Raw genomic sequence first — 24,688 nt, 5'->3', positions numbered from 1 at the left:
CCCGATGCCTGCCTGGCTGCTATGCAGCATGGCGCTGGCGTTGCTGCTGGCGGCCGGCGCCTGGCGCGCCGAGCCTATGCTGCAGCGGCGCGGGCGCGCGACGCGCTGGCTGTGGCTGGTGGCCATCGCCGCGTCCGTGCTGCTGCCCCTGGCGTGGCTGCCCGGCGTGCTGAAGGCCATGCCGGCGGAGCAGGCGCAGCTGAAACTGGGCTGGTTTATGGCGTCTGCAGGCATGCTGACGCTGCTGGCGCTGCGCAGCGTCTGGCTGCTGTCGCACCAGCGGCGCTGGCAGAAAACATCGCTGCTGGGCACGCCCGTATACTTGAGCGGCGGCATCGGCCCCTGCGTGGCAGGCTTGCTGCGCCCCCGTATCGTCATGCCCGTCTGGCTGCAACTGATTCCGCCCCAGCAACAGGCGCTGCTGTTGGCGCACGAGCAATGCCGGCTGGCCGCGCGCGACCCGCAGCTGCTGGCCCTGGCCTACGCCTTGATCCTGATCATGCCGTGGAACCTGCCCCTGTGGTGGCAGCTGCACCGGCTGCGCTTTGCCATCGAGGTCGATTGCGACGCGCGCATGCTGGCGCACGGCCACGCGCTGCGCGACTACGCCACCGTCCTGCTCCGGCACGGCCAGTACTATTCGGGCTTGACGGGCGCCTCGCCCATCGTGCTGAACGACCCGCTGGCACTGCGCCGGCGGCGCCGGATCATGGCCAGAATTACCCGGGACCGGGCGGCGAACTTGCTATAGTAGCGGCAACGCCGCGCGGCATGCCCGCGCCCCTGGCTCCCCCCTTAGAAATCAGAGAGATACCATGCTTTACCTGCTTGCCATCGTGATCGTCATCGCCCTGCTGTACTACGTCTTCAGCGGCCGCACACCCGTCAAACCGCTGCACAAGCCGCTCGTCTCCGTGCGCCAGTACGTGCCGGCGATCCCTGCCGGCGCACCGGCGCACCACTGGAGCGATGAGGGGCGCTTTGCGTCGGAAGTGGAAAACGAAGCGATGTACCAGCCCGCCATCGCCAGGCTGGCCGGCGAGCACGGTCCCGGCAACGCGGAAGAAAAATGCCTGGCCCTGCTCGTCTGCGACGATGCCAACCCGTTCCAGGACAAGGCCATCGCCGTCTTCATCGATAGCCAGCTGGTCGGCTACCTGTCGCACAACGACGCGCTGCGCCTGCGCCGCAACCTGGGCCGCATGGATCTGGTGGGCCAGCTGACCTCGTGCGACGCCGTCATCCGCGGCGGCGGCCTGTGGAATGGCAAGCGCCTGTCGTATGCCGTCTGGCTGGACTTGCAGCCGTACAACTAATGACCGCTATGCCGCGCGCGCCAGCCTGACGGCCCGCGTGGCGATAAAGCTGGGCAGATACTTTTCAATTTCAAAGCGCGGGTGGGGATGCATTTCCTCGTGGTAACCCGCCAGCATGAAACCCGCCGCCAGCTGGCCGCCGATCTGGCTGTCCAGGCCGTGGCCGAAGACCAGCGCCTCCCCCTTCTCCATGCGCGCCGCCAGCGCATCGGCATCCATATCCTCCACATCCGAATACGGCAGCACGAAACGGGGGCGTATCAAGCCCTGCTGTGCCCATTGCGGATCGCGGTCGCCGATGAAGACGGCCGGATTGAAGAAACTGCTCAGCAGCACGCCGCCATCGGCCAGCACGCGCGCGCATTCGCGCCACACGGGGGCGATATCGGGCACGTACTGGTTCGACACGGGGTGGATGATGACATCGAAGCTGGCGTCGGCAAAGCGGGCCAGGTCGCGCATGTCGCCCTGGACGGTGTCCAGTTGCAAGCCGTCGCGTTCAGCCACCATGCGGTCTTGCGCGAGTTGCTGTTCAGACAGGTCGAAGACGGTGACGTGCGCGCCGGCGGCGGCCAGCACGGGCGCCTGCTGCCCGCCGGCACCGGCCAGGCACAGGATGCGCTTGCCGCGCACCTCGCCCAGCCAGCCGGCCGGCAAGGGGCCGGGCGTCAGATGGATTTGCCACTGCCCGGCACGAGCCGCGGCGATGGTGGCGCTGTCGACGGGCTGCGACCAGGGACTGTTGCGTGCAGCCTGCGCATCCCAGGCTTGCTGATTGTGCTGCAAGAAGTTGCTACCGTGATTACCTAAAGGCATCGTCATCCTTTCAGAAAAACAGGATGCGAATGTAGCATGACTCCAGGCAAGGTGCCGAGAAGTGAACTCCCGCCACGGCCAGCGTTGTTGCGTCACACAAGGAAGTGCCGGACAGATGGCGCCGGCGCCGTTGCAGACCACTGGAAGGGCAAGGAGTTCAAGGCCATTATGGCTGCTGGCGAACCCGGCATTTTGATGCACATCAAACACCTCGCAATTTCCTGGCGGCGGCCTTGCGAAAGGTCATGGCCCGTGTTTTTTTGACCCACGTCAAGCGCCGCATAAGAAAACCGCCGTCCAGCACGGCAATGCTGGACTTGCCCGTGTTGCCGTTCTAGCCTTGTTGCCATCCTGACTAGCGAATGACACCATGGCCTACAAATCCATCCTCGTCCACGCCGACCTGTCGCGCCATGCGCCGCAGCGCATCGCCATCGCGGCGCGGCTGGCGCACGCGCACCAGGCGCACCTGATCGGCGCCGCCATGACGGGCATGTCGCGCTTTACCCTGGAAAACAACCGCGGCATGCGCGGCAGCGCCGTGGCGGCGCAGATCAATGCCCTGCACGGCCAGGCGGAGCAGGCGCTGGACCAGTTCGAAACGCTGGCGCGCCAGGCCGGCGCCGTCTCGCTGGAACGGCGCCTGATCGAAGACGATGAAGATGGCGGCATGGCCGTCAGCGCCCGCTACAGCGACCTGACGGTGCTCAGCCAGCACGACGCCAGCGAGGCGCTGCCGGGCGCCATGAGCGACCTGGTGCCCTACGTGATGCTGAACGCGGCCCGTCCCGTGCTGATCGTGCCGCACAGCGGTCAATTCGGGCAAGTGGACAACACGGTGGTGGTGGCCTGGGACGGCAGCATGGAAGCGACGCGCGCCATCGGCCACGCCCTGCCGCTGCTGCGCGCGGCGCGCCTGGTGGTGCTGGCCCTGCTGCACCCGCCCGCGGGCCACGCGCAGCCGGCCCGCCATCCTGGCGCCGACATCGCCGCCTACCTGAGCCGCCATGGCGTGCCCGTCGAGGTGCGCCAGACCGTCGCCATCGGCGACATCGGTGCGGCGCTGCTGGCCATGGCCGCCGAGGTGCATGCGGACTTGCTGGTGATGGGCGGCTACGGCCACGCGCGCTTCCGCGAAATCCTGCTGGGCGGCGTGACGGAAACCGTGCTGCGCCAGATGACCTTGCCCGTGCTGATGGCGCACTGAGGTTCCGCGCGCCACGTTCTGTTGCACAATGGCTATACTTGCCTGATTTTCCATATCAAGGCAATGTAGATGAAGCAACAACTAATCAATTGGGGCAGCGCCCTGGCGCCGTTCGGCAGCGACCTGCTGTGGACCGTCCTGCCGTGGATGCTGCTGTATGGCGTGCTCGGCTTTGTGCTGGCGCTCGGCATCTGCCACCAGCTGGCAAAAAAATGCCTGCTGGTGCGCCGTCCGCCCGCCTGGCATGTGGCCGCCAAGCTCAGCTATGTGTTGATCCTGCTCGCGCTGCCGCTCCTCGGTAGCGGGTTTGGCGCCGTGCACAGCGTGCACCGCGTGGTCAACCAGGCCCTCGAGCGCGACCTGCAGCCCGTGGTCGAGGCGCAGATGCCGGCGCTGCGCGTCTACCTGGAGCAGCAGGTCAAGCTGATCGCCCCGGGCCAGCCCATCAGCGTGCGCAGCCTGCTCGAACCCTTCGTGCAAGGCATGTATTACCAGCCCACGTCCAGCAGCTACTGGGAACGCAGCAAGGCGCGCTGGATCAATGAATTCATCCTGCGCCGCGGCAGCGCGCTGCTGACGCAAGTGCTGCAGGAACAGCTGATCGCCAGGGTCGGCCTGCTCGGCGAAGCGCTCAAGGGCGCCAACTTCCGTGGCCAGGCGACGGGCGAGCTGGCCGCGCTGGGCACCGACCTGGCCGTGCGCCTGACCACCGACGTGGCGCGCCAGGCCGATTTCAGCAAACTCGATCAATCCGTGCCGATGATCTTCATCGACGCCATCAAGCGCCAGGCCGGCGCGTATTTCAATTCGCTCAAGATCACGCTGGGCCTGTTCGCCCTGCTAACGCTGCTGCTGGTGTGGGGAGAGATCATGCTGTACCGCCACTATTACCTGCGCCGCCAGCCGGCCGCCACGGCCCTGCCCGTGCCACCGGCGTAAAAAAGCCGCGCCTCCTTGCGGATGGCGCGGCCTTCAGGCGGCAGCTAAAAGCTTAGGCTTTGCGCTGTGCCACGGCGTCGACGACGCACAGGGCCGTCATGTTGACGATGCGGCGCACGGTGGCCGATGGCGTCAGAATGTGCACGGGCTTGGCGCAGCCGAGCAGGATCGGGCCCACGGCGATGCCGTTGCCGGCCGCCGTTTTCACCAGGTTGTAGGCGATGTTGGCCGACTCGATGTTCGGCATGACGAGCAGGTTGGCGTCGTTCTTCAGTGCCGAATTCGGCATGAGTTTTTGACGCAGCTTGCTGTCGAGGGCCGTATCGCCGTGCATTTCGCCGTCGATTTCCAGGTCCGGCGCGCGTTCCTTGATGATGGCCAGCGCGGCGCGCATCTTTTGCGCCGAGGCGCTGTCGCTGGAACCGAAGTTCGAGTGCGACAGCAGGGCCGCGCGCGGCGACAGGCCGAAACGGGTCATTTCTTCGGCTGCCATGATGGTGATCTCGGCCAATTGGTCGGCGTCCGGGTTTTCGTTGACGTGCGTGTCGACCATCACCAACTGGCGTTCCGGCATGATCAAGACGTTCATGGCGGCGTAGACATTGCTGCCCGCGCGCTTGCCCAGCACCTGGTCGATATACTTCAGGTGCAGCTGGGTGGTGCCGAAGGTGCCGCAGATCATGCCGTCCGCGTCGCCCTTGTGGATCATCATCGAACCGATCAGGGTGTGGCGGCGGCGCATTTCCAGTTTAGCGTATTCCTCGGTGACGCCTTTGCGGCTCGTCATGGCGTAGTACGTATTCCAGTAATCGCGATAGCGCTCGTCGAAGTCCGGATTGATGACGTCGAAGTCGACGCCTTGCTTGAGGCGCAGGCCGAACTTCTGGATGCGCGCTTCGAGCACGGGCGGACGGCCCACCAGGATGGGACGCGCCAGTTTTTCATCGACCACCACTTGCACGGCGCGCAGCACGCGCTCTTCTTCGCCTTCGGCGTAGACGATGCGTTTCAGTTCGGCCGGCGTGGATTTGGCCATCAGGAACAGCGGCTTCATGAAGGTGCCGCTGCGGTAGACGAATTGCTGCAGACTGTCCGCGTACGCCTGCAAGTCCTTGATCGGACGCGTGGCGACGCCGGAATCCTCGGCCGCCTTGGCCACCGCTGGCGCGATCTTGATCAAGAGGCGCGGGTCGAACGGCATCGGGATCAGGTATTCAGGGCCGAACGACAGGTTGCTGATGCCGTAGGTGGTGGCGACGATGTCCGACTGCTCGGCATGCGCCAGGTCGGCGATCGCGTGCACCACGGCGATTTCCATCTCGCGCGTGATGGTGGTGGCGCCGCAATCGAGGGCGCCGCGGAAGATGTACGGGAAGCACAGCACGTTGTTGACCTGGTTCGGATAGTCCGAACGGCCCGTGGCGATGATGGCGTCGCTGCGCACGGCCTTGACTTCTTCCGGCAGGATTTCCGGATTCGGGTTGGCCAGCGCCAAAATCAATGGGTTGGGCGCCATCTTGCGCACCATGTCCTGTTTCAGCACGCCGGCGGCGGAAACGCCGAGGAAGATGTCGGCGTCCGGGATGACTTCGCCCAGGGTGCGCAGCGGCGTGTCTTGCGCGAAGCGTTCCTTGTCCGGGTCCATCAGTTCCGCGCGGCCCTTGTAGACGACGCCGGCCAGATCGGTGACGTAGATGTTTTTCAGCGGGAAGCCCAGGTCGACGATCAGGTCCAGGCAGGCCAACGCCGCCGCGCCCGCGCCCGAGACGACCAGCTTGCAGTCCTCGATTTTCTTGCCGACGGCTTTCAAGCCGTTCAGGATGGCCGCGCCGACGATGATGGCGGTGCCGTGCTGGTCGTCGTGGAAGACGGGAATCTTCATGCGGTCGCGCAGCTGGCGCTCGATATAGAAGCACTCGGGCGCCTTGATATCTTCCAGGTTCACGCCGCCGAAGGTCGGTTCCAGCGAAGCGATGATGTCGACCAGTTTATCGGGGTCCATCTCGTTGATTTCGATGTCGAAGACGTCGATGCCGGCGAATTTCTTGAACAGCACGCCCTTGCCTTCCATCACCGGCTTGGCGGCCAGCGGGCCGATATTGCCCAGTCCCAGCACGGCCGTGCCGTTGGTGATGACGGCCACCAGGTTGCCGCGCGCCGTATATTTATAGGCATTTGCCGGATCGATGACGATTTCTTCGCAAGGAGCGGCCACGCCTGGCGAGTAGGCCAGCGCCAGGTCGCGCTGGTTGGTCAGTTGTTTGGTGGGCGTCACGCTGATTTTGCCGGGGCGCGGGCACTCGTGGTACTCGAGTGCGGCCAAGCGCAATTGTTGACGCAATTCTTCTTTTTTATCAGATGACGAATCCATGCTGTGCTGCCTTCCTGTTTGGTCGATCGGGGTGCTTCCGATTTTATCAGACCGAATCTTTCAATTAGCTAGGTATTTTCCGCTAGCCACAGTCTGATATCACGAAAACGCATAACCTAGCATTGTAAGGCCGTCCGGCGGCACAAACGTCCTCAACAGGAAAAACTATCAAATTTTAGATTTCAATTAGTTTTTATGATGACTGGCCGGGCGCGCGCCACAGCGGCAGCGCGGCGACGGCGCGCTCGAGATCGTCCATGTCGTCGTCGCCCAGGCGGGTGTCGAATGGCGCGGACAGGATGCGGCGCATCAGCGCCAGGCGCGTCGTCGCCTGCTGTGCGTCGATGAAATGTGTCGTCTCCGCGCAATACTGCGCGCGGCGCAGCACATCGGCGCCGTCATCGTCGCCGTCGGGATAATAATGGCGGCCGATATTATTGAGCGATATCAACAAAAATTCGATCTCGCGCAGGATGCGCAGCGCATCCTCGCCGGACAGCACGATGCGGCGGTTGGCGGGCAGCAGGGAGGGCGGCGCGGCCGGACTATTCAAAATTGTCCTCGATCAGGAAGCCGTAATCCTCATCGATCAGCATTTGCAGATAGGCATCGAAACTGTCCGCGATGACCTGGTAATTGTCGGGATCGTGCAGGAAGCGCACGACCTGTCCCACCTTGCCCGACGCCGCGGGCGTGAAATCGACATACAGCCGCGAGGAGCCGCCGTTGTTCATGCAATGCGAAAAACACAGGCGCTGGCCTTGCTTGATGCCCGCATCGATGCGGGCGTCGACGATGCCGGGGTCGTCTTCCAGGTAATGGCCGTAAATATCGGCGATGCTGCGCTGGTTCGCTTGCCGGTCTTCCAGGATCTGTTCGACGGAACTCAGGTAATACGGGTACTCAAACACGTCCGAGCCCAGCATGTACACCAGCACCATGCCGCCCGCATATTCCTGGTAATAGGTGCCGTTGTAGTGGCCCAGCAGGCGCAGCAGGCTGTCCGGGCACAGCGGATACGCCTGGCGCAAGCTGTCCAGTTGCGCCGCGCTGGCGCCGCTGGCCAGCGCCAGTTCCGCCAGCGGCTCCGGTGGCATGGCCTGGCGCAAGCCGGTTAAATAGTGGTCGACAATGTTCATAGCCGAAATATATCAGTTGGCCGATACGCCATGCGCACGCTAGCGCATAGCGGCCAGCCGCGCCCCCGGCGCGAAGCGCGTGGCAATCAGCAGCAACAGCACCACGCCGCCCGCCATCACCATCCACGCCTGGGCCAGGCTGGACGAATGCTGGCGGATCAACCCGGCGATGAACGGCATGCTGCTGGCGATGATGTAGCCGCCGCCCTGCACGAAACCGAGCAAGGCGCCGGCGCCGGCAGGCTCAACCACGTGATCCATGCTGACGATCAGCGACAGGGGAAACAAGGAGCCGATGCCGCAGCCGAGCAGGATCACGGCGGGAATGGCCAGTTGCGCGGGCGCCACGATCAGGCAAGCGAGGCCGGCCAGCACGGCCAGCAATACCGACAATAACAGGATGCGGCGGTCGGGAAAGCGGTGGATGACACTGGAAATGACCAGTCCCGCCAGCACTTCCACCAGGGTCAGGGCGCCCAGCAGCAAGCCGCTGTCGGCCGCACTCCAGCCCAGTTCCGTGTAAAACGGCGGCAGCCAGGCCAGCACCAGCGTGTAGGCGCCCGTGCCGACGCCAAAGAACACCATCAGCAGCCAGGCCCGTGTGCTGCCCACGGGCAGGCTGGCGCCCGCGCCGCCGGCCACGTCCACGCGCGCGGCGGCGGCGCGGCGCCACAGCAGCGCGGCGGCCACGGCGGGCAGCGCCCACAGGGCCAGCAGCGCCTGCCAGCCCAGCGACTGCGCCAGCGGTGAAGCGGACGCGGCGGCGATGGCCGCGCCGCCCATGATGCCCGTCGTATAAAACCCCATCAGCTGCCCTGCCCGCTCGGGGAAATGGCGCTTGATGAAGGCCGGCAACAGCGCCTGCACCAGCGCGATGCCCAGGCCGCCCAGGGCCGCCGTGGCGATCAGGCCGCCGCTGCCATGCAAGGGCCAGCGCAGCGCGCAAGCGGCAGCGATGATGGCGATGCCGATACCGATGCCGCGCGCCACGCCCAGGCGGCGCTGCAGTTGCGCGCCCGCCAGCGCGCACAGGCCCATGGCGAACACGGGCACGGTGGTCAGCAAGCCCGCGTCGGCATTGCTGATGCCCGTGCTGGCCTGGATGCTGTCGAGCAAGGGACCGATGGCGGCCAGGATGGGCCGCAAATTCAGGCCCAGCAGGATGATGGCGGCCACCAGCAGGGCCGAAGACGATGAGGAAGAGGAGGAAGCGGCAGGTCGTGCGGATGGCATGGGATAGTCCTTGCCTCGCTGGGAGGCACATGGTTTAATGCGTCATCAAAATATGACTCGATGAAAAGTATCTTAACATAAAGATAGAAATCTATCTTGATGTCGAGATACATGCATACACCATGACGGATACCCCGCAAGAACACACGCGCGCGCAATTTGCCGCAGCACAATGGCAGCGCGAGCTGCCGCAGATGGATACCGCCGCCATGCAGCTGGTGGGGCAATTGGGCACGGTGGCGCAGCTGATGGCGCGCGACTGGCTCAACCCGCTGTTCGCCGAACACGGCTTGCAGCCGGGCGAATTCGACGTGCTGGCGACCCTGCGCCGCTCGGGCGCGCCCTGCAGCCTGACGCCGACGGCCCTGTACGAGGCGGCCATGCTGTCGTCGGGCGGCATGACCAACCGCATCGACCGGCTGGAAGCGGCCGGCCTGATCGAACGGCAGAAACACCCGACGGACCGGCGCGGCGTGCTGGTGGCCCTGACACACAGGGGCCTGGAATTGATTGAAAAACTGGTGCTGCTGCACGTGGACAACGAGCGCGCGATGCTGTCGGCACTGAGCGCGGACGAGCAGCGCCTGCTCGACCAGTTGCTGGCCAAGCTGCTGCACGGCATGGCGCAGGCGAAGAAAGGCTAGGAAAGCAACTGCGCCAGCTCGCGCAGCGCTGCACTGCCGCGCCGGGCCAGGCGCCGCAGGTCGGCGGGATCGCGGCTGTCGTACAGGGCCTGGACGTGGCCCACGCTGGCCGCGCGCAAGTCGATGTCGCTGTCGCGGTCCGCAAGCTCGGCATCGGCCACGTGCCCCTCGACCAGGGTCAGGTAGTAATGGCGGGGCTTGCCGCGCAAATTGGCGGCAAACTGCAGCACCAGGCCGCTGTCGAACAGCAGGGCGCCGCTGCGGCCGCCCTGTTCCAGCAGCACGCGAAACGCCGGCAACGGTTGCCGCGCCGCGCGCAGGAAACCGGCCAGGTGCACCTGGTAACCGAGATCGAGTCCATTCGCGCCCAGCTGGCCGCGCTGCAGATACGCCTTGAACGACGCCAGCACGGGCCGCTGGCCCCTGCGGAACAGGCGCTCATCCTCGTACAGGCACAGCTGGCCGCCGTCGCTGATGGCGTCGAAGCCCCACGCCACCAGTTCCTGCGCCTCGAAGGTGTTCAAGCCGACGGCTTGCGGGTCGCGCAGCCAGCCGTGATCGAGCCAGGATTGCAGTAAGACGTGAATATCGAGAATGGGCATGGCAAGTTGTTCGGCAGTGGCAAAGACCCGTATTGTAGGCCAGCCTATAATAGCCGGGCCACACCATCATTCAACGACCAGACTACGCCATGGCCCCACACGACGCGCTTTCCGAATTCGACCTGATCAAACACTATTTCGTGCGCCAGCGCCCCGGCCGCGCCACCCTGGGCATCGGCGACGATTGCGCGCTGATGACGCCAGCGGCCGGCAAGCAGATCGCCATCTCCTCGGACATGCTGGTCGAGGACCGGCACTTCTTTGCCGGCGCCGACGCCCGCATGCTCGGCCACAAAAGCCTGGCCGTGAACCTGTCCGACCTGGCCGCCATGGGCGCGCGCCCCGTGGCATTCACTTTGGCCCTGGCCCTGCCGCAGGCGGAGCGCGCCTGGCTGGCCGGCTTTGCCGAAGGCCTGTTTGCGCTGGCCGACGCCTTTGATTGCGAACTCATCGGCGGCGACACCACCAAGGGCCCGCTGAACATCTGCATCACCGTATTCGGCGAACTGGCGCCGGGCCAGGCCCTGCGCCGCAGCGCGGCCGTGGCGGGCGACGACATCTGGGTCAGCGGGACTGTCGGCGACGCGCGCCTGGCGCTGGCCGGCTACCGCATGGAGCACGAATTGGCGCCAGCCGACCTGGCCACTGCCGCCGCGCGCATGCACACGCCGACGCCGCGCGTGGCGCTCGGCTGCGCGCTGGCCGAAGCGGGCCTGGCGCATGCGGCCATCGACATTTCGGATGGCCTGGCGGGCGACCTGGGGCACATCTTGAAAGCGTCGCGTGTAGGCGCCACGCTCGACGTCGACGCCTTGCCGGCCGGCCCCGTGCTGGCGCGGCAGGAAACCGCCCTGCGCCGCCGCTACACGGCCGCCGGCGGCGACGATTATGAGCTGTGCTTCACGGCGCCAGCGTCCTCGCGCGAGGCCATCGCCGCGCTGGCGCTCAGCTGCGGCACGCCCGTCACGCGCGTGGGCCGCATCGAAGCCCAATCAGGCTTGCGGCTGGTCGATGCGCAGGGACAGCCGCTGGATTTACAACTGAGCTCGTTCGACCACTTCAGCGATTAACTCGGCTAGCGCACCGCCGCCCGCGCCAGCCCCGGCTGGTTCACCATCCAGTAGTGCTGGAAGGCCAGGCGGATATTGTCGCGCAGCTGGGTGTCATCCCACGGTTTCGTATAAAAACGATAGATGGCGCCCCGGTTGATCGAGTCGAGCACGGCTTCAAGGCCCGTGTAGCCGGACAGGATGATGCGGATGGTTTCCGGATACAGCTCCTTGACCTTGCTCAAGAACTCCGTGCCGCTCATGCTGGGCATGCGCTGGTCGCAGACGATGACGTGGACCCGGTGCAGGGCCAGCATTTCAAAGCCTTCGGCCGGCGTGCTGGCCGTGAGGATCTGGTAGCCCTCGGGGCGGAACAGGCGGTGCAGCGAGGACAGCACGTTGACGTCGTCGTCGACGATGAGCAGGGTTTGCGCGGGCTGGGCGGCCGGGTCGTGGCCGGGCGGCAGGCCGGCGCCGGCGGCGATCATCTGCCCCAGTTCCAGCGCCGGCAGGGCGCGGCTGAAATAAAAGCCCTGGATTTCATCGCAGCGGTTGCGCCGCAGGTATTCGAGCTGCGGGCGCGATTCCACGCCCTCGGCCACCACGCTCAGTTTCAGGCTGTGCGCCATGCTGACGATGGCCAGTGCGATGGCCGCGTCGTTCGGGTTGCTGGTGATATTGCGCACGAAGGCGATGTCGATTTTCAGTTTGTCGATGGGGAAGCGCTGCAGATACGCGAGGCTCGAGTAACCGGTGCCGAAATCGTCAATGGCCACCTTCACGCCGATTTTCTTCAATTTGCCCAGCACGACGATGGTGCGCTCGGCGTTCGACATCAGCGCCGTTTCCGTCAATTCCAGTTCCAGCAATTCCGGCGCCACGCCGTACTGCGCCAGCGCGCGCGTTACTTCGCCCTCCAGGTCGCCCTCGGCAAACTGGCGGCTCGACACATTCACGGCCACGCGCACGGGTCCCACTTCGCTGTCGCGCCATTCGGCGATCTGGCGGCAGGCAGCCTGGATCACCCAGGCGCCCACGCGCACGACCAATCCCGTGTCTTCCAGCACGGGCACGAATTCAGCCGGCGCCACCAGGCCATAGCCGGGGCGGCGCCAGCGCAGCAGCGCTTCCACGCCGCTGATGCGGCCCGTGCGCAAATCCACCTTGGGCTGGTAGTACAGGATGAACTGGTCGTGCTCCAGTGCATGGCGCAGCGCCAGTTCCAGGTCCAGGCGCGCCAGCACCTGCACGTTCATGCCGGCCGTGAAAAAGCGGTAGCCGTCGCGCCCCGCCTGCTTGGCGCCGCCCATGGCCGTATTCGCGTATTTGATCAGCGTTTCCGGGTCGGTGGCGTCGTCCGGATACATGGCGATGCCGATGCTGGCCGTCAGGGTGGCAGCATGGCCGCGCAGGTCGAACGGCGCGCGCAAGGCTTCGCGCACCTGGTTGGCCACGGCCACGGCTTCCTGCTGGTTGCGGCTCATGGTCAATATCAGCGCGAATTCGTCGTTGCCCAGCCTCCCCACCGTGTCGCGCAGGCGCACGCATTCGACCAGGCGGTTGCTGAACTGGCGCAACAGTTCGTCGCCCAGCGCCGCGCCCAGGGTGTCGTTGATGCTTTTGAAGCGGTCCAGCGCGATGAACAGCACCACGATGCGCCAGCTTTTTTCCTGCGCCAGTTCGACGGCCTGGGCCAGCGTCTGGTAAAACAGGCTGCGGTTCGGCAGCCCCGTCAAGCCATCGTAATGGGCCAGGTGCTTCAGGCGCTCCTGCGCCTGGCGCCGTTCGCTGATGTCGCGCGCCACGGCGATCAGCAGCAGGCCGCCCGTGCCAGGGGTACCAGGATGGCCGCCCGCCACGGGCGCCTGCGCATACCAGTGCCAGCCCAGTTCCACGGGCACCAGGCTCAGGTCGCGCCGCACCAGCTCGCATTCCGTCACTTCCGTGGCCAGGTGGGCCGGGCCGCCCGGCAGCGCGGCCAGCGGCGGGGCCGGCGGCGACGGCAGCAGAGTGCCGGGCGCCAGCGCCAGCAGTTCGGCGCGCGCATAGCCGAGCAGGCGGCAGGCGCCGTCGTTGGCGTCGACCAGGGCCATGCCCAGCACGTCGACGAGGAAGATGGCGTCGCTGGTGGCGTCCATGGCGCCGCGAAAGCGCTGCAATTCGGCCGTGCGCTGGCCCACCGTGCGTTCGAGCAAGGTGTTGTAGTGGCGCGCGGCGCGGTGCAGCAGCCGCACTTCGAGCATGTTGCGGATGCGCGTGAGCACCTCGAGCGCATCGAAGGGCTTGCTGATGAAGTCGCGCGCGCCCGCTTCCAGCGCGGCCAGCTTGGCGTCCGGGTCGGCGGCGATCACCAGCACGGGCAGATAGCCTTCCAGTTCCAGCGGGCGCAAGGTATCCATCACCTCATAGCCGCTCATGCCGGGCATCACCAGGTCGAGGATGATCAGGTCGAACTGCTGGCGCTGGTGCAGGCCGGCCACGGCGCGCGCGTCGAGGGTGCTGCTGATGGCCGTGTAGCCGCCGCCTTCCAGCAAATGCGCGAGCAGGCGCAAATTGACTTCCTGGTCGTCGACGATGAGGATTTTCGCCGCATAGATATCGGCCTGGCTGATCACGGCGCCCCCTTGCCTTTCTGCCTGCGCTGCTGTGCCACATAGGCCAGGGTGCTGTTGATCGCCTCGGTAAATTCATCGAGGTTGATCGGCTTGGTCAGGTAGCGGTAAAAGCCCAGCGCCATGCTGCGCTCGACGTCGCCCGGCATGGCGTTGGCCGTCAGGGCGATGACGGGAATGTGCGCCGTGCGCGGATCGGCGCGCAGCAGTTTCAGCGCGTCCGTGCCGTTCACATGCGGCAGGTTGATGTCCATCAAGATCAGCTGCGGCAGGTGCGTGCGCGCCATCTCCACGCCCAGGCGGCCATCCGTGGCCGTCAGCAGCTGCAATTGCGGGCAGTAGCGCACGATTTCCTCGACCAGGGTCAGGTTGGCGGGATTGTCTTCCACGTACAGCAAGGTCACGGGGGCGCTGTGCTCGAGCAGCGCGCCGGCCAGGTCCGGGCGCGGCAAGGCCAGCGGTGCGGGCGCGGGCAAGGCATCGACCACGCGCAGCTCGATCCAGAACGTGCTGCCTTCGCCTGGCGCGCTGGTCACGCCGATGCTGCCATCCATCAGCTCCACCAGGCGCTTGGTGACCACCAGGCCGATGCCGCTGCCCTCTTCCGTGCCGCCTTCCTGCCCCAGCCGGTTGAAGGGCTGGAACAGCAGCGCCACCTGTTCGGCATCGAGGCCCACGCCCGTGTCGCGCACGCTGATGCGCACCCGCCCGCCCGCCTGCGGCGCGCAAGCGATGGCCACCTGCCCCTGCTCGCGGTTGTACTTGAGCGCATTCGACAGCAGGTTCAATAAAATCTGCTTGAGGCGCGTGCGGTCGGCCAGCACGTTCAGGGGGCAGGCGTCGGGAAAGTCCATGCCGATGCCGCGCTGGCTGGCCAGCGGCGCGATCATGTCGCGGCATTCCTGCAAGATGGCGTCCAGCGCCACCGGTTCCAGCGACAGGCTGACCGTGCCCGATTCCACCTTCGCCAGGTCGAGAATTTCATTGATCAATGTCAACAAGTGACGCCCCGATTTCAGAATATGCCCGGCAAATTCCTTCTTTTGTTCCAGGGTCGACGGCAGGCGGTCGGAACTGAGGATTTGCGCGAAGCCCAGGATGGCGTTCAGCGGCGTGCGCAATTCATGGCTCATCGACGACAGGAAGGCCGACTTGGCATAATTGGCGCTGCGCGCCTCTTCCATCGCCATGGCCAGTTCGCCATTCGTCATTTCCAGCTGCATCGTGCGCTCGTGCACGCGCACTTCCAGCTCCTGGTTCAGGCGCATGACTTCCTGCTGCGCCTGGGTGCGCTGCTCGCCCTCGCGCGCCAGCTCGCCGTTCGAGCGCTCCAGCGCCTGCGTGCGCAGCTCGATCTCGGCCAGCATCTTGTTGAAGGAATCGACCAGCTGCGCCACTTCGTCGACGCTGAGCTTGCGCGCGCGGCGCGAGTAGTCGCCCGTCTCGATCACTTCGCGCGCCACGTCGGCGATATCGAGGATGGGCTGGGTGATGACGAAATCGAGGCGGCGCAGCAGCAGCAAGGCCACCAGCAGCGCCAGCACCGTCACGCCCAGCGCGATGGCCAGGTAATCGGCCGTGCGGCCGGCCAGCTCGTAATCGGCGCGCAGGTAGACGGTGCCCAGCAGTTCGCCATTGTCGACGATGGGCTTGAACAGTTCCACCGAACTGCCCTGGATGGTTTCGCCTTCCTTGCCCACCTTCGCCGGCAGCTCGCCCACCTGCTCGTTTGCGCGGTAGCTGGCAAACAGGCTGCCGTCGGCCTTGTACAGGGCACCGGCCGTCACGCGCGGGCGGATGCGCATCAGGTTGAGGTTTTCCAGCGCCAGGCGTTCGTCGTCGAAGGCCAGCGCGGCCGAACTCATGTGCCCCAGCAGCTCGGCCTGGGTACTGATGTCGGCCACCAGGTTGCGGTGGTAGGCGCGCAAGTCGTAGACGACGATGGTGCCCAGCGAAATGACGAGCGCCACCAGGGTGGTCAGCAAGACCACCGACATCAGCTTGTGGCGGATGGAACGCAGTCGTATCATCAGGCGCCTCCCGTCTGCACGCGGTAGGCGGCCAGCAGCATGCGCGCGCTGATGCGGATATGCGCCAGCGCCACGGGTTTTAAGGCCACGTCGAAGCGCACCTTGTCTTCGGCCATGACAAAATTGATCATGCTGCCCATCGCGTAGACCTCATCCGAATCGGATACCGTCAGCAACGCCAGGCCACGGCTGGCGGCCAGCATCTCCTGCAGCGCCGTTTTCTCCAGCGCGCCCAGGTACAGCACGTGCAGCCCAGCCAGCGCTTCGCCGCGGCGCACTTTTTTCACCTGCACGGCGCGGCCGTTGACGCTGTGCCCGGCCACACTCTGTTCGAGCTGCTCGGCCAGCGCATCGGCGCCCGCCACGCCGATCACCAGCGGCGAGTCGGGCCGGGCAAAGCTGCCCTCGGGCCATTCGACATAGCCGGCAAACTTGTACAGGTACGCGGCCTTGACCTGGCGCTCCAGGTCGCCCGGCACTTGCGCCTGCGCCTCGGCGCACAGCGCGCCCAGGAGCAGCAATAGCCAGCCCCAGTGCAGGGAGCGATGGCCGCCGCGCACGGTGCGGCGCAGGGGGCCAGGATGACGCCACCAGGTCCAGTTCAGAATTGCCATGACAACCGAGTAAAGATAATGCATACGAAGGCGCGGCACCATGCCGCGTGCCTGTTCGGGCGATGCGCACCAGGGTAGCGCAGCGACAGAGCGCCTGCCGGACCGAAGTGGTAGCAAATGTATAAAAGAGTGTACGCATTTTCGCTGGTACCGGGGAAAGTTTCTTTTACCGTGGGCCATGCTACAGTCTTGCCACCCTTTTCCACCGCCTGCAGGAGTCATCCATGAGCAACGAACGCGTCCCCCTCTCCACCGCCGTCGGCCAGGCCCTGCAGGCGAAGGGCTTGCTGCTGGCCACGGCCGAATCGTGCACGGGCGGCGGCGTGGCGCAAGCCGTCACCGACGTCAGCGGTTCGAGCGCCTGGTTCGAGCGGGGCTTCGTCACCTATTCGAATGGCGCCAAGAGCGGCATGCTGGGCGTGCCCGCCGAGCTGATCGCCGCCCACGGCGCCGTCAGCGAGGAAGTGGCCGCCGCCATGGCGCAAGGCGCGCTGGCCCACAGCGAAGCCCAGGTGGCCGTCTCGACCACGGGCATCGCCGGCCCCACGGGCGGCGTGCCGGGCAAGCCCGTCGGCACCGTCTGCTTCGGCTGGGCCATGGACGGGCGCGTGCAGACGCAGCGGCTGGTGTTCGCGGGCGACCGCCAGGCCGTGCGTGAACAGGCGGTGGCGCACGCCCTGCGCGAACTGCTGCGTTTTATCCGGTAGCGTCGGCGATGCAGGCGCGGTCGCGCCCGGCCTGCTTGGCCGCGTACAGGGCACTGTCGGCGCGCATCAGCAATTCATGGCGGCCGGCGCCGTGGCGCGGATACTCGGCGATGCCGGCGGAAAAAGTGCAGCCGGACAGGCTGTGCGGCGCTTGCTGGATCAGCAGCTGGCGGTAGCGCGCGGCGATGTCGTCGATCTTGTGCGCGGCGATGCTGCTGTCGGCTTCGCGCAACAGCAGGCAGAATTCCTCGCCGCCATAGCGGCACACCATGTCGCTGCCGCGCAGCTGGCTCTCCACCAGGCGCGCGAACTGGATCAGCACCTCGTCGCCAAAGTTGTGCCCGTACGTGTCGTTGACGCGCTTGAAGAAATCCAGGTCGATGATGGCGATGGCCACGGGCGCGTTCGCGTCGGCCGCGTGCAGGATGGCATTGAGGCAGGTTTCGAAATGGCGGCGGTTGTACAGGCCTGTCAGGTGGTCGCGCATGGCCTGTTCCTTCAGGCTGTCCTGCAGCGAATTGACGTGCAGGATCTGGTGCGCCAGTTCGCGGTTCAGGTGCTCGAGCTTGGCGTTTTCCGTTTCGCGCGCCGCCTGCAGCTCCAGCGCCTTGTCGCGCTCGGCTTTCAGGCTGTGCATTTCCTTTTCCAGGTTACGCATCAGGCTGCGCGAGGCGCGCGCCGACTTGCTGCTGGCCTCGTACGCGGCCTGGTATTGCTGCAAAAAGCCATACGCGGCCTGCCATTCACCCAGCTGGGCATTGATATCGGACAAACCGCGCAGGATCTGCTGCTGGTGGAACGGATTGCGCGTCCAGCTCAGCAGGCTGTGCGCCTGCGTCAGCGACGCCAGCGCCTGCGCCGTCTGGCCCGCGTGCAGGTCGAGCTTGCCGCGCACCAGCCACGCGTGCATCTGCTCTTCCAGGTCCTGGCCGCGGCGCGCATACTCTTCGGCGCGCAGCAGCAGTTGCAGCGCGCTGTCGGGCCGCTGCAGCAGGATGGCGGCGTGGGCGGCGATGCAGAACAAAAAGGCGCGCACGGCCAGGTCTTCTTCCGGCCACTCGTAAAACGGTTCGACCAGCGCCAGCGCTTCGGCCGGCTTGCCCGTGGCTAATAAACACATGGCCAGGTTGGCCGAGACGATGGTTTGCTGGTATTTGAGCTTTTGCGTGCCGATGATCTCGAGCGCCTCGACCAGCAGGGGGATGGCGTCTTCGTCGTTGCCCAGGTCGTGCTGCGACGACGCCAGGTTCGACAGGCTGTTGACGCGGTGCGCGGGGCTGCCGAAGCGCTCGGCGATGTCCAGCGCCAGCAAAAAATTGCGCGGGCCGTCCTGCGTGTCGCCACGGTTCAGGGCATCGACGCCCAGGCGCGCGTACAGCATGAATTTATGCAGGGAATCGGGGATCTGCGCGGCCTGGCTGCGCGCCTGCAGGAAATGCTGCTCGGCATCGGCAAAATCGCCGCGCCGGCTCGCGTACGCGCCCTGCAGGGCCGCCACTTCCATGCCCCCTTCCAGGTCGCCGCTGTGCTGGAAATACGCGCGCAGCTGCTCGCACGACGGTTCGGCTTCGCCCGCGTAATACGCGAGCCAGCAATGATTCAGTTCCGCATACGCGCCGCCGCGCGCATACTGTTGCCGTTGCGCCGCCGCCAGCGCCATCTGCGCCAGCCGCCGCGCCTGGCGGCGGTTGCCCACCAGGCAAGACAGGGCTTGCTGATTCAGACGGTCAATGTCGGCTTTATCGAGACTGGAGATCGGCACTGCGTCCTCATACACACGCTGGGGTGGATTTTTCACACAAAACTTGCTCTGTATCAATGGTATCCTGATTAACATCATAACCAGATTCGCTGTTCCGCATGGCATATTTGCAAAGGATTGTGGTAAAAATGCCAGTCGTGGCCTGGCCGGGCGCCTGCGCCGCTGTCACGGATCTTTGATTGTCACTGACGCAACAACTTGGAGTAGTCGCAATGCAAAACACGGTACATTTCATCCTGCAGGGCAAGGGCGGCATCGGCAAGACCCTCGTCTCGACCCTGCTGGCCCAGTGGATAGGCGGCAAGGACGACACGCCTTTGCGCTGTTATGACACCGACCAGGAAAACGCCACGTTCTCGCGCTACAAGGCGATGAATGTCAAACACGTGCCCGTGATGACGGATGCGCGCAACATCGACCCGAAGCGCTTCGACGCGCTGATGATCGACATCCTCGACACGGACGGCAACTGCGTGGTCGACAATGGCGCGAACACGTTTTCGCCGCTGATGGGCTACCTGCTGGAAAACGACTGTTTCGCGCTGCTGGAAGAATCGGGCCGCAAGGTGTACATCCACACCATCGTCGGCGGCGGCGACACCCTGCACGACACGGCCACGGGCTTCGTCGCCACGGCACAGGCGACGAAAGTGCCGCTGGTGCTGTGGCAGAACGAACACTTCGGCCTGCTGCAATCGGCGTCGGGCAAGCAGTTTGTCGAATCGCAATCGTATGCCGACAACCGCGCGCGCGTGAAAGGCAGCATCACCTTGAGCCAGCGCAATCCCGACACGTTTGGCGCGGACGTCAAGAAAATGAATACGGCGCGCCTGACGATGCAGGAAGTGTTGCAGAACGACAAGTTCAACATCATGGAAAAGCAGCGCATCAAGGTCGTCTACCGCGACATCTTCGAACAGCTCGACAAGGTGCAATGGTAGATGGACCAGCACAAACTGCGCAGCCACGTGTTCGACAAGACGGGCATCAAGATCGACGTCGATGACCCGATATTCGCCCTGGTGGCGCTGAACGAAGCCGTGCTGGCGGAAACCGTCGAGCGCCAGCTGGCCTTGCTGGACGCCGCCACCCAGGCGCTGGCCACGCAGGCGCGCGCCACGGGCGGCTTGCCGGCCGAACCGGCGCCAGCCATGCCCCGGCCTGTGCCGCAAGCGCCCGGGCCTGCCCCCCTCTTTACGCCGCGCGAATGGCGTTTGCTGGGCGCGGCGGCCGTCGTCTCCGTCGCCTGCGCCCTGCTGGTGCTGGGCGGCGCGGCCCTGCTGTATAAACTGTAGCACCGACCGTAGCACCATCGCGCTGGGCCAGCCACGAGCGGGCCGCAGCGTCTTCCCCACCCTAGCCTGGAAGCATGCATGAAACCGATCAAACTGCTGGCCATACCCGCCCTGATGCTGTCGCTGTACGGCGCCCCGCTCACGCTCGCCCACGCCGCCGGCGCCGCTGCCGCGACGGCAGCCACGGCCGTGCCAAATGTTGCCTACGAAAAATACACGCTGCCGAACGGCCTCGACGTGATTCTCGTGGAAGACCATAAATTGCCCGTCACGGCCGTCAACATCTGGTACCACGTGGGACCGGCGAATGAAGCGCCGGGCCTGACGGGCTTTGCGCATTTGTTCGAACACATGATGTTTGCCGCCACCAAGCACGTGCCGCGCGGCATGGCCGACCAGCTGCTCGAAGGCGCGGGCGCCACGGATTCGAACGGCAGCACGGATTTCGACCGCACCAACTATTTCGACACGGTGCCGTCGAACCAGCTGGAACTGGCCCTGTGGGCCCATTCCGACCGCATGGGCTACCTGCTGGACGTGCTCGACCAGACGGCGCTGACGAACCAGCAGGACGTGGTGCGCAACGAGCGGCGCCAGAGCGTGGAAAACGCACCGTATGGCATCGTGCAGGAAGCCCTGTACCACCAGCTGTTTCCGAAGACCCACCCGTATTACGCCAGCGTCATCGGTTCGCACGCGGATATCCAGAACGCGAAACTGGCCGACATCAAGGAATTCTTTACCCAATACTATGGCCCCAACAATGCCAGCCTGGTGATCGCGGGCGACATCGACAAGGCAAAGACCAAGGAACTGGTCAACAAATACTTCGGCAGCTTCAAGAGCGGCCCCGCCGTGGCCAAGCCCGATGTCGTGACGCCGCCCATCACGCAGGAACGCCGCATCGTGGTGCAGGACCGGGTCGAGCTGCCGCGCGTCTTCATGGCCTGGCTGACGCCATCGGCCTACGCGCCGGACGATGCGGAACTGTCGATGGCCGCGCAGATCCTGGCCGGCGGCAAGTCCAGCCGCCTGTATAAATCCCTCGTGTACGACAAGCAGATCGCGCAGGACGTGGGCGCCAGCCAGAGCTCGAACGCCCTCACTTCCGTGTTCACCATCGACGTGACGGCCCGCCCCGGCCATCAGCCCGAGGAAATCGAGCAAGCCATGCAGGCGGAGCTGGAGCAATTGCGCGCCAAAGGCCCCAGCGAGAAGGAAATCGAGCGGGCCCGCAACGGCATCGAGACAGCCATGCTGAGCCAGGTGGAAAAAGTGGGCGGCAACGCCAACATGATGAACCAGTACAACCAGTACCTGGGCGACCCCGGCTACCTGGGCAAGGATATCGAACGCTACCGCCAGGTGACGGCGGCCGGCGTGCAGCGCGCCGTCGACACCTACCTGAAAAACCAAGCGCGCGTGGTCGTGTATGGCGTGCCGGGCACGCCGGACCTGGGGCCGGAAGTGGCGACGCCGGCGCCGGGCAAGGTCAAACCGGCGCCGGGCACGGCCATCAATGCGGACGAGCCATGGCGCAACGCAGTGCCGAAGGCCGGTCCCGCGCCGAAGATTGTTCTACCGCAAGCGACGTCCTTCACCTTGAGCAATGGCTTGACCGTGATCCACAATTACAACCCGGCCGTGCCGCTGATTTCCAGCCAGCTGGTCATCAAGAGCGGCTCGGGCGCCAATCCGCTGGCGCAGCCGGGCTTGTCTGGCTTTACGGCGCAATTGCTGCAGGAAGGCACCAGTACGCGCAGCGCGCCGCAGATCGCCGATGACGTGGCGCAACTCGGCGCCTTCCTCGGCACGGGTTCCGGTGCGGATGCCTCGTTCGCCCAGCTGACGTCGCTGAAAACCACCTTCCCGCAAGCGCTCGACGTGCTGGCCGACGTGGTGCAGCACCCGCAATTCCCGCAAGAGGAAGTGGAACGCCAGCGCGCCAGCCGCATCGGCGAACTGGCGCAGCAGCGCGAAAACGCGGGGGCCGTGGCGGCCCGCGTGGAAGCGGCCGCCCTGTACGGTCCGCAACATCCGTACGGCACCATCCAGCTGGGCACGGAAGCGGCCCTGAAAGCCACCAGCCGCGCCGACCTGCAGGCGTTCTGGCAACAGCATTATGTGCCCAACAATGCGGCGCTGATCGTCTCGGGCGACATCGATGCGGCGCAATTGAAGGCGCTGGCGGAAGCGAAATTCGGCAGCTGGAAGGCGGGCGCCGTGGCGCCATCCGTGACGGCGGCGCCGGCCACGACGAAAGCCAGACTGATCCTGGTCGACAAGCCGGGCGCGCCGCAGACGGCCGTGCGCCTGTCGACCATCGCCGTGGCCCGCGCGACGCCCGACTATGCGCCGCTGCAAGTGATGAACGCGGCGCTGGGCGGCTTGTTTACGAGCCGGCTGAGCAATAACCTGCGCGAAGAGAAGGGCTACACCTATGGCGTGCGCTCGCAATTCCAGTACCGCAGCCAGCCGGGGCCGTTCTCGATCGCGGCCGGCGTGCGCACGGACGTGACGGGCCCGGCCGTATCGGAAACCTTCAAGGAAATCCGCGCCATGATCGCCAAGCCATTAAGCGCCAAAGAATTGTCGAATGCGCGCAATTCGCAGGTGCTGTCGCTGCCGGGCCAGTTCGAGACGAATGCCAGCATCAGCGCCAGCATGGCCAACGTATATATCTACGGCCTGGGCCTCGACTACTACGCGACCTTGCCGCAGCGCTTTGCGGGCGTGACGGACAAGCAGGTGCAGCAGGTGGCAAAAAAATACCTGCAGCCGGAAAAGCTGATCGTCATCGGCGTGGGCGACAAGGCGAAGATCGCGCCGCAGTTGAGCAAGCTCAAACTGGCGCCCGTGGAATTGCGCGATGCTGAGGGTAACGTGAAGTAAAGACTAGCGGCGCTTGAACAGCGCCGCTTTATCCACCAGCGCCGCGATCACCACCCCGGCCGTGTAGGCGATCAAGTCGCCCCAGCCGAAGGTGGAACCGAGCGCCAGGTGTCCCAGCGGATGCGCGCGCAGCGCGACGAGCCAGGGCGTCTGGACCAGCTGGCCGAATTCGACGGCAAAGCAGATCAGCAGCGCAGTCAGCGCCAGCTGCCACGTGCGCATGCGCGTGGCGAAGATGCCCAGCGCAAAGACGATCATCATGGCCCACAGGGCGTCGCCCGGATACTTGCCCAGCGCGGCGGGGAGGAATTGGGGATAGGCGCGCGAGGCCAGGCCCAGCGCGATGACAGCCACGGTTGCGCCCACCTGCAGCAGGCGGCGGCGTTCAGGTTTTACCAGGAACATATTTCCATTCAAAGGCACGATACGGACCGAACCATTGCGGCCCGTCCGATATTGTACTGCGCGGCCGTGTCCGCCTGCAGCCTATCGCATCAAGCCAGCTCCACGTGCTGCGCCAGGAAGTCGAGAAAGACGCGCACGCGCAGCGGCACATGCCCGCCCTGGCCCACGAAGACGGCGTGCACTTCTTCGGTGTCGCCCGGATTGAATTCTTCCAGCACGGCCTGCAAACGGCCCGCCGCGATATCGGCGCGCACCTGGAAGGCGGCCAGGCGCGCCAGTCCCAGTCCTGCCAGCGCCAGCTGCCGCAAGGCTTCGCCATCGCTGGCCTGGGCATTGCCCACGACCGGCACGACGATGTCGCCGCCAGGCAGGCGCAGCGGCCAGCCCGAGCGGGCGCGCGCGTAATTGGCGTCGAGCAGATTGTGCGACGCCAGGTCGGCAGGCGTGGGCGGCGTGCCGCGCCGCGCCAGGTAAGCAGGCGCCGCCACGATCGCCATGCGCGTCTGGCCCAGCTTGCGCGCCAGCAAGTTGGAACTTTTCAGGGGACCGGCCCGCACGGCCACGTCCGTGCGCTGTTCGAGGATATCGACGACGGCATCGGTCAGCACGATGTCGAGCGTCACCTCGGGATAGCGCTCCAGGAACAGCGGCGCCAGCGGCAGCAAGAAATGCTGGCCGAACGGCACGTTGGTATTCACCCTAATCTTGCCGCGCGGCACATCCTGCACGCCCGCGCAGCGCTCGGCCTCGTCCAGCGCCGCCAGCACCTGCATGCCCCGTTCATACAGGCCGCAGCCTTCGGCCGTCAGCTGCAGCTGGCGCGTGGAGCGGTTCAGCAGGCGCGCGCCCAGGCGCTCTTCCAGCCGAGACACAAGCTTGCTGACGGCCGACGGCGTCATGCCGCAGGCGCGCGCGGCGGCGGAAAAACCGCCCAGCTCGACGACGCGCACAAACACTTCCAGCTCGCCGGAGCGGTTCACTTCCAGTCTGGCCATTGTGAATTCAACTCATAAATGTTCTTCGATAGGATAGTCTAGTGCATAAATGGCTTTGCT

At 65.5% G+C, this 24,688-nt stretch carries 22 protein-coding genes; 10 read left to right on the top strand and 12 right to left on the bottom strand.

The annotated features are described in order from the left end of the window. Positions 1-4 precede the first annotated feature (4 nt). Both AC07X6_RS00720 and AC07X6_RS00715 read left to right on the top strand, forming a co-directional pair. Positions 5-751 (top strand): M56 family metallopeptidase, encoded by a 747-nt coding sequence (locus AC07X6_RS00720; protein WP_494789749.1) that lies wholly within the window; start codon positions 5-7, stop codon positions 749-751. A gap of 64 nt (positions 752-815) precedes the next feature. Beyond that, the gene (locus AC07X6_RS00715) at positions 816-1,316 is read left to right on the top strand and encodes a hypothetical protein (RefSeq protein WP_494789748.1); all 501 of its coding nucleotides are present in this window, start codon (positions 816-818) and stop codon (positions 1,314-1,316) included. 6 nt (positions 1,317-1,322) lie between these two features. Here the strand turns inward: AC07X6_RS00715 and AC07X6_RS00710 are convergent, their stop codons facing one another. Next, entirely contained in the window at positions 1,323-2,132 is an 810-nt protein-coding gene (locus AC07X6_RS00710) for a class I SAM-dependent methyltransferase (RefSeq protein WP_494789747.1), read from the bottom strand. Positions 2,133-2,502: 370 nt separating this feature from the next. Between AC07X6_RS00710 and AC07X6_RS00705 the strand changes: the two genes are divergently transcribed. Both AC07X6_RS00705 and AC07X6_RS00700 read left to right on the top strand, forming a co-directional pair. Beyond that, positions 2,503-3,339 carry a universal stress protein gene (locus AC07X6_RS00705; protein WP_494789746.1) on the top strand — a complete coding sequence of 279 codons (837 nt, stop codon included), beginning with the start codon at positions 2,503-2,505 and terminating at the stop codon, positions 3,337-3,339. A gap of 69 nt (positions 3,340-3,408) precedes the next feature. Beyond that, a complete protein-coding gene (locus AC07X6_RS00700) occupies positions 3,409-4,278 on the top strand; it encodes a hypothetical protein (protein ID WP_494789745.1) in 870 nt (289 codons plus the stop codon). Between the two features lie 52 nt (positions 4,279-4,330). Here AC07X6_RS00700 and AC07X6_RS00695 read toward each other — a convergent pair whose 3' ends face one another. The 4 genes from AC07X6_RS00695 to AC07X6_RS00680 form a co-directional block, all read right to left on the bottom strand. Then, positions 4,331-6,649, bottom strand: coding sequence for an NADP-dependent malic enzyme (locus tag AC07X6_RS00695; RefSeq protein WP_494789744.1), 2,319 nt, complete (start codon positions 6,647-6,649; stop codon positions 4,331-4,333). 193 nt (positions 6,650-6,842) lie between these two features. After that, positions 6,843-7,202 (bottom strand): hypothetical protein, encoded by a 360-nt coding sequence (locus tag AC07X6_RS00690; protein WP_494789743.1) that lies wholly within the window; start codon positions 7,200-7,202, stop codon positions 6,843-6,845. Then, positions 7,195-7,788 (bottom strand): SMI1/KNR4 family protein, encoded by a 594-nt coding sequence (locus AC07X6_RS00685; protein WP_494789742.1) that lies wholly within the window; start codon positions 7,786-7,788, stop codon positions 7,195-7,197. Before AC07X6_RS00685 ends, AC07X6_RS00690 begins: the two co-directional genes overlap by 8 nt. A 39-nt stretch (positions 7,789-7,827) precedes the next feature. Continuing rightward, a complete protein-coding gene (locus tag AC07X6_RS00680; RefSeq protein ID WP_494789741.1) occupies positions 7,828-9,021 on the bottom strand; it encodes an MFS transporter in 1,194 nt (397 codons plus the stop codon). 122 nt (positions 9,022-9,143) lie between these two features. On the opposite strand from AC07X6_RS00680, the gene AC07X6_RS00675 reads away from it, so the two are divergent. Then, positions 9,144-9,665 carry a MarR family winged helix-turn-helix transcriptional regulator gene (locus AC07X6_RS00675; protein WP_494789740.1) on the top strand — a complete coding sequence of 174 codons (522 nt, stop codon included), beginning with the start codon at positions 9,144-9,146 and terminating at the stop codon, positions 9,663-9,665. Here AC07X6_RS00675 and AC07X6_RS00670 read toward each other — a convergent pair. Then, complete coding sequence (locus tag AC07X6_RS00670; protein WP_494789739.1) at positions 9,662-10,267, bottom strand: hypothetical protein; 606 nt, start codon at positions 10,265-10,267, stop codon at positions 9,662-9,664. The two genes, AC07X6_RS00675 and AC07X6_RS00670, sit on opposite strands and share 4 nt — an antisense overlap. An 89-nt stretch (positions 10,268-10,356) precedes the next feature. Between AC07X6_RS00670 and thiL the strand changes: the two genes are divergently transcribed. Then, positions 10,357-11,337 (top strand): thiamine-phosphate kinase, encoded by a 981-nt coding sequence (gene thiL / locus AC07X6_RS00665; protein WP_494789738.1) that lies wholly within the window; start codon positions 10,357-10,359, stop codon positions 11,335-11,337. 5 nt (positions 11,338-11,342) lie between these two features. Here the strand turns inward: thiL and AC07X6_RS00660 are convergent, their stop codons facing one another. The 3 genes from AC07X6_RS00660 to AC07X6_RS00650 are packed head-to-tail and all read right to left on the bottom strand — an operon-like array spanning position 11,343 to position 16,572. Further along, positions 11,343-13,931 carry an EAL domain-containing protein gene (locus tag AC07X6_RS00660; protein WP_494789737.1) on the bottom strand — a complete coding sequence of 863 codons (2,589 nt, stop codon included), beginning with the start codon at positions 13,929-13,931 and terminating at the stop codon, positions 11,343-11,345. Then, positions 13,928-15,958: a sensor histidine kinase, YfiR-like protein-associated gene (locus AC07X6_RS00655; RefSeq protein WP_230539043.1), complete on the bottom strand. Its 2,031-nt coding sequence runs from the start codon at positions 15,956-15,958 to the stop codon at positions 13,928-13,930. The genes AC07X6_RS00660 and AC07X6_RS00655 overlap by 4 nt, the downstream gene beginning before the upstream one ends. Further along, positions 15,958-16,572 (bottom strand): TOL_0243 family YfiR-like periplasmic protein, encoded by a 615-nt coding sequence (locus AC07X6_RS00650; protein ID WP_230539044.1) that lies wholly within the window; start codon positions 16,570-16,572, stop codon positions 15,958-15,960. The genes AC07X6_RS00655 and AC07X6_RS00650 overlap by 1 nt, the downstream gene beginning before the upstream one ends. Positions 16,573-16,796: 224 nt before the next feature. Here AC07X6_RS00650 and AC07X6_RS00645 point away from each other — a divergent pair, with 224 nt between their 5' ends. Next, a complete protein-coding gene (locus tag AC07X6_RS00645; RefSeq protein WP_230539045.1) occupies positions 16,797-17,279 on the top strand; it encodes a CinA family protein in 483 nt (160 codons plus the stop codon). Here AC07X6_RS00645 and AC07X6_RS00640 read toward each other — a convergent pair. Next, positions 17,269-19,041, bottom strand: coding sequence for a GGDEF domain-containing protein (locus AC07X6_RS00640; protein WP_474293012.1), 1,773 nt, complete (start codon positions 19,039-19,041; stop codon positions 17,269-17,271). The genes AC07X6_RS00645 and AC07X6_RS00640 overlap by 11 nt on opposite strands. 212 nt (positions 19,042-19,253) lie before the next feature. On the opposite strand from AC07X6_RS00640, the gene AC07X6_RS00635 reads away from it, so the two are divergent. The 3 genes from AC07X6_RS00635 to AC07X6_RS00625 all read left to right on the top strand — a co-directional run bounded on the left by AC07X6_RS00635 (position 19,254) and on the right by AC07X6_RS00625 (position 23,228). Beyond that, a complete protein-coding gene (locus AC07X6_RS00635; RefSeq protein WP_230539047.1) occupies positions 19,254-19,982 on the top strand; it encodes a P-loop NTPase family protein in 729 nt (242 codons plus the stop codon). Then, on the top strand, positions 19,983-20,336 hold the full coding sequence (gene traM, locus AC07X6_RS00630) for a conjugal transfer transcriptional regulator TraM (RefSeq protein WP_494789736.1): 354 nt from the start codon (positions 19,983-19,985) through the stop codon (positions 20,334-20,336). It abuts the gene before it with no gap. 78 nt (positions 20,337-20,414) lie between these two features. Then, positions 20,415-23,228, top strand: coding sequence for a M16 family metallopeptidase (locus tag AC07X6_RS00625; protein ID WP_494789735.1), 2,814 nt, complete (start codon positions 20,415-20,417; stop codon positions 23,226-23,228). 3 nt (positions 23,229-23,231) lie between these two features. Here AC07X6_RS00625 and AC07X6_RS00620 read toward each other — a convergent pair whose 3' ends face one another. Next, positions 23,232-23,633, bottom strand: a complete 402-nt coding sequence (locus AC07X6_RS00620) for a ribosomal maturation YjgA family protein (protein WP_494789734.1) — start codon at positions 23,631-23,633, stop codon at positions 23,232-23,234. 89 nt (positions 23,634-23,722) lie between these two features. Continuing rightward, positions 23,723-24,628 carry a LysR family transcriptional regulator gene (locus tag AC07X6_RS00615; RefSeq protein ID WP_494789733.1) on the bottom strand — a complete coding sequence of 302 codons (906 nt, stop codon included), beginning with the start codon at positions 24,626-24,628 and terminating at the stop codon, positions 23,723-23,725. Positions 24,629-24,688: the final 60 nt, after the last annotated feature.

This window comes from Janthinobacterium sp. GW460-12-1-14-LB5 (assembly GCF_059423585.1).
Note: the sequence above shows the minus strand (reverse complement) of the source record. Positions and strands in the feature narration are given on the sequence as shown.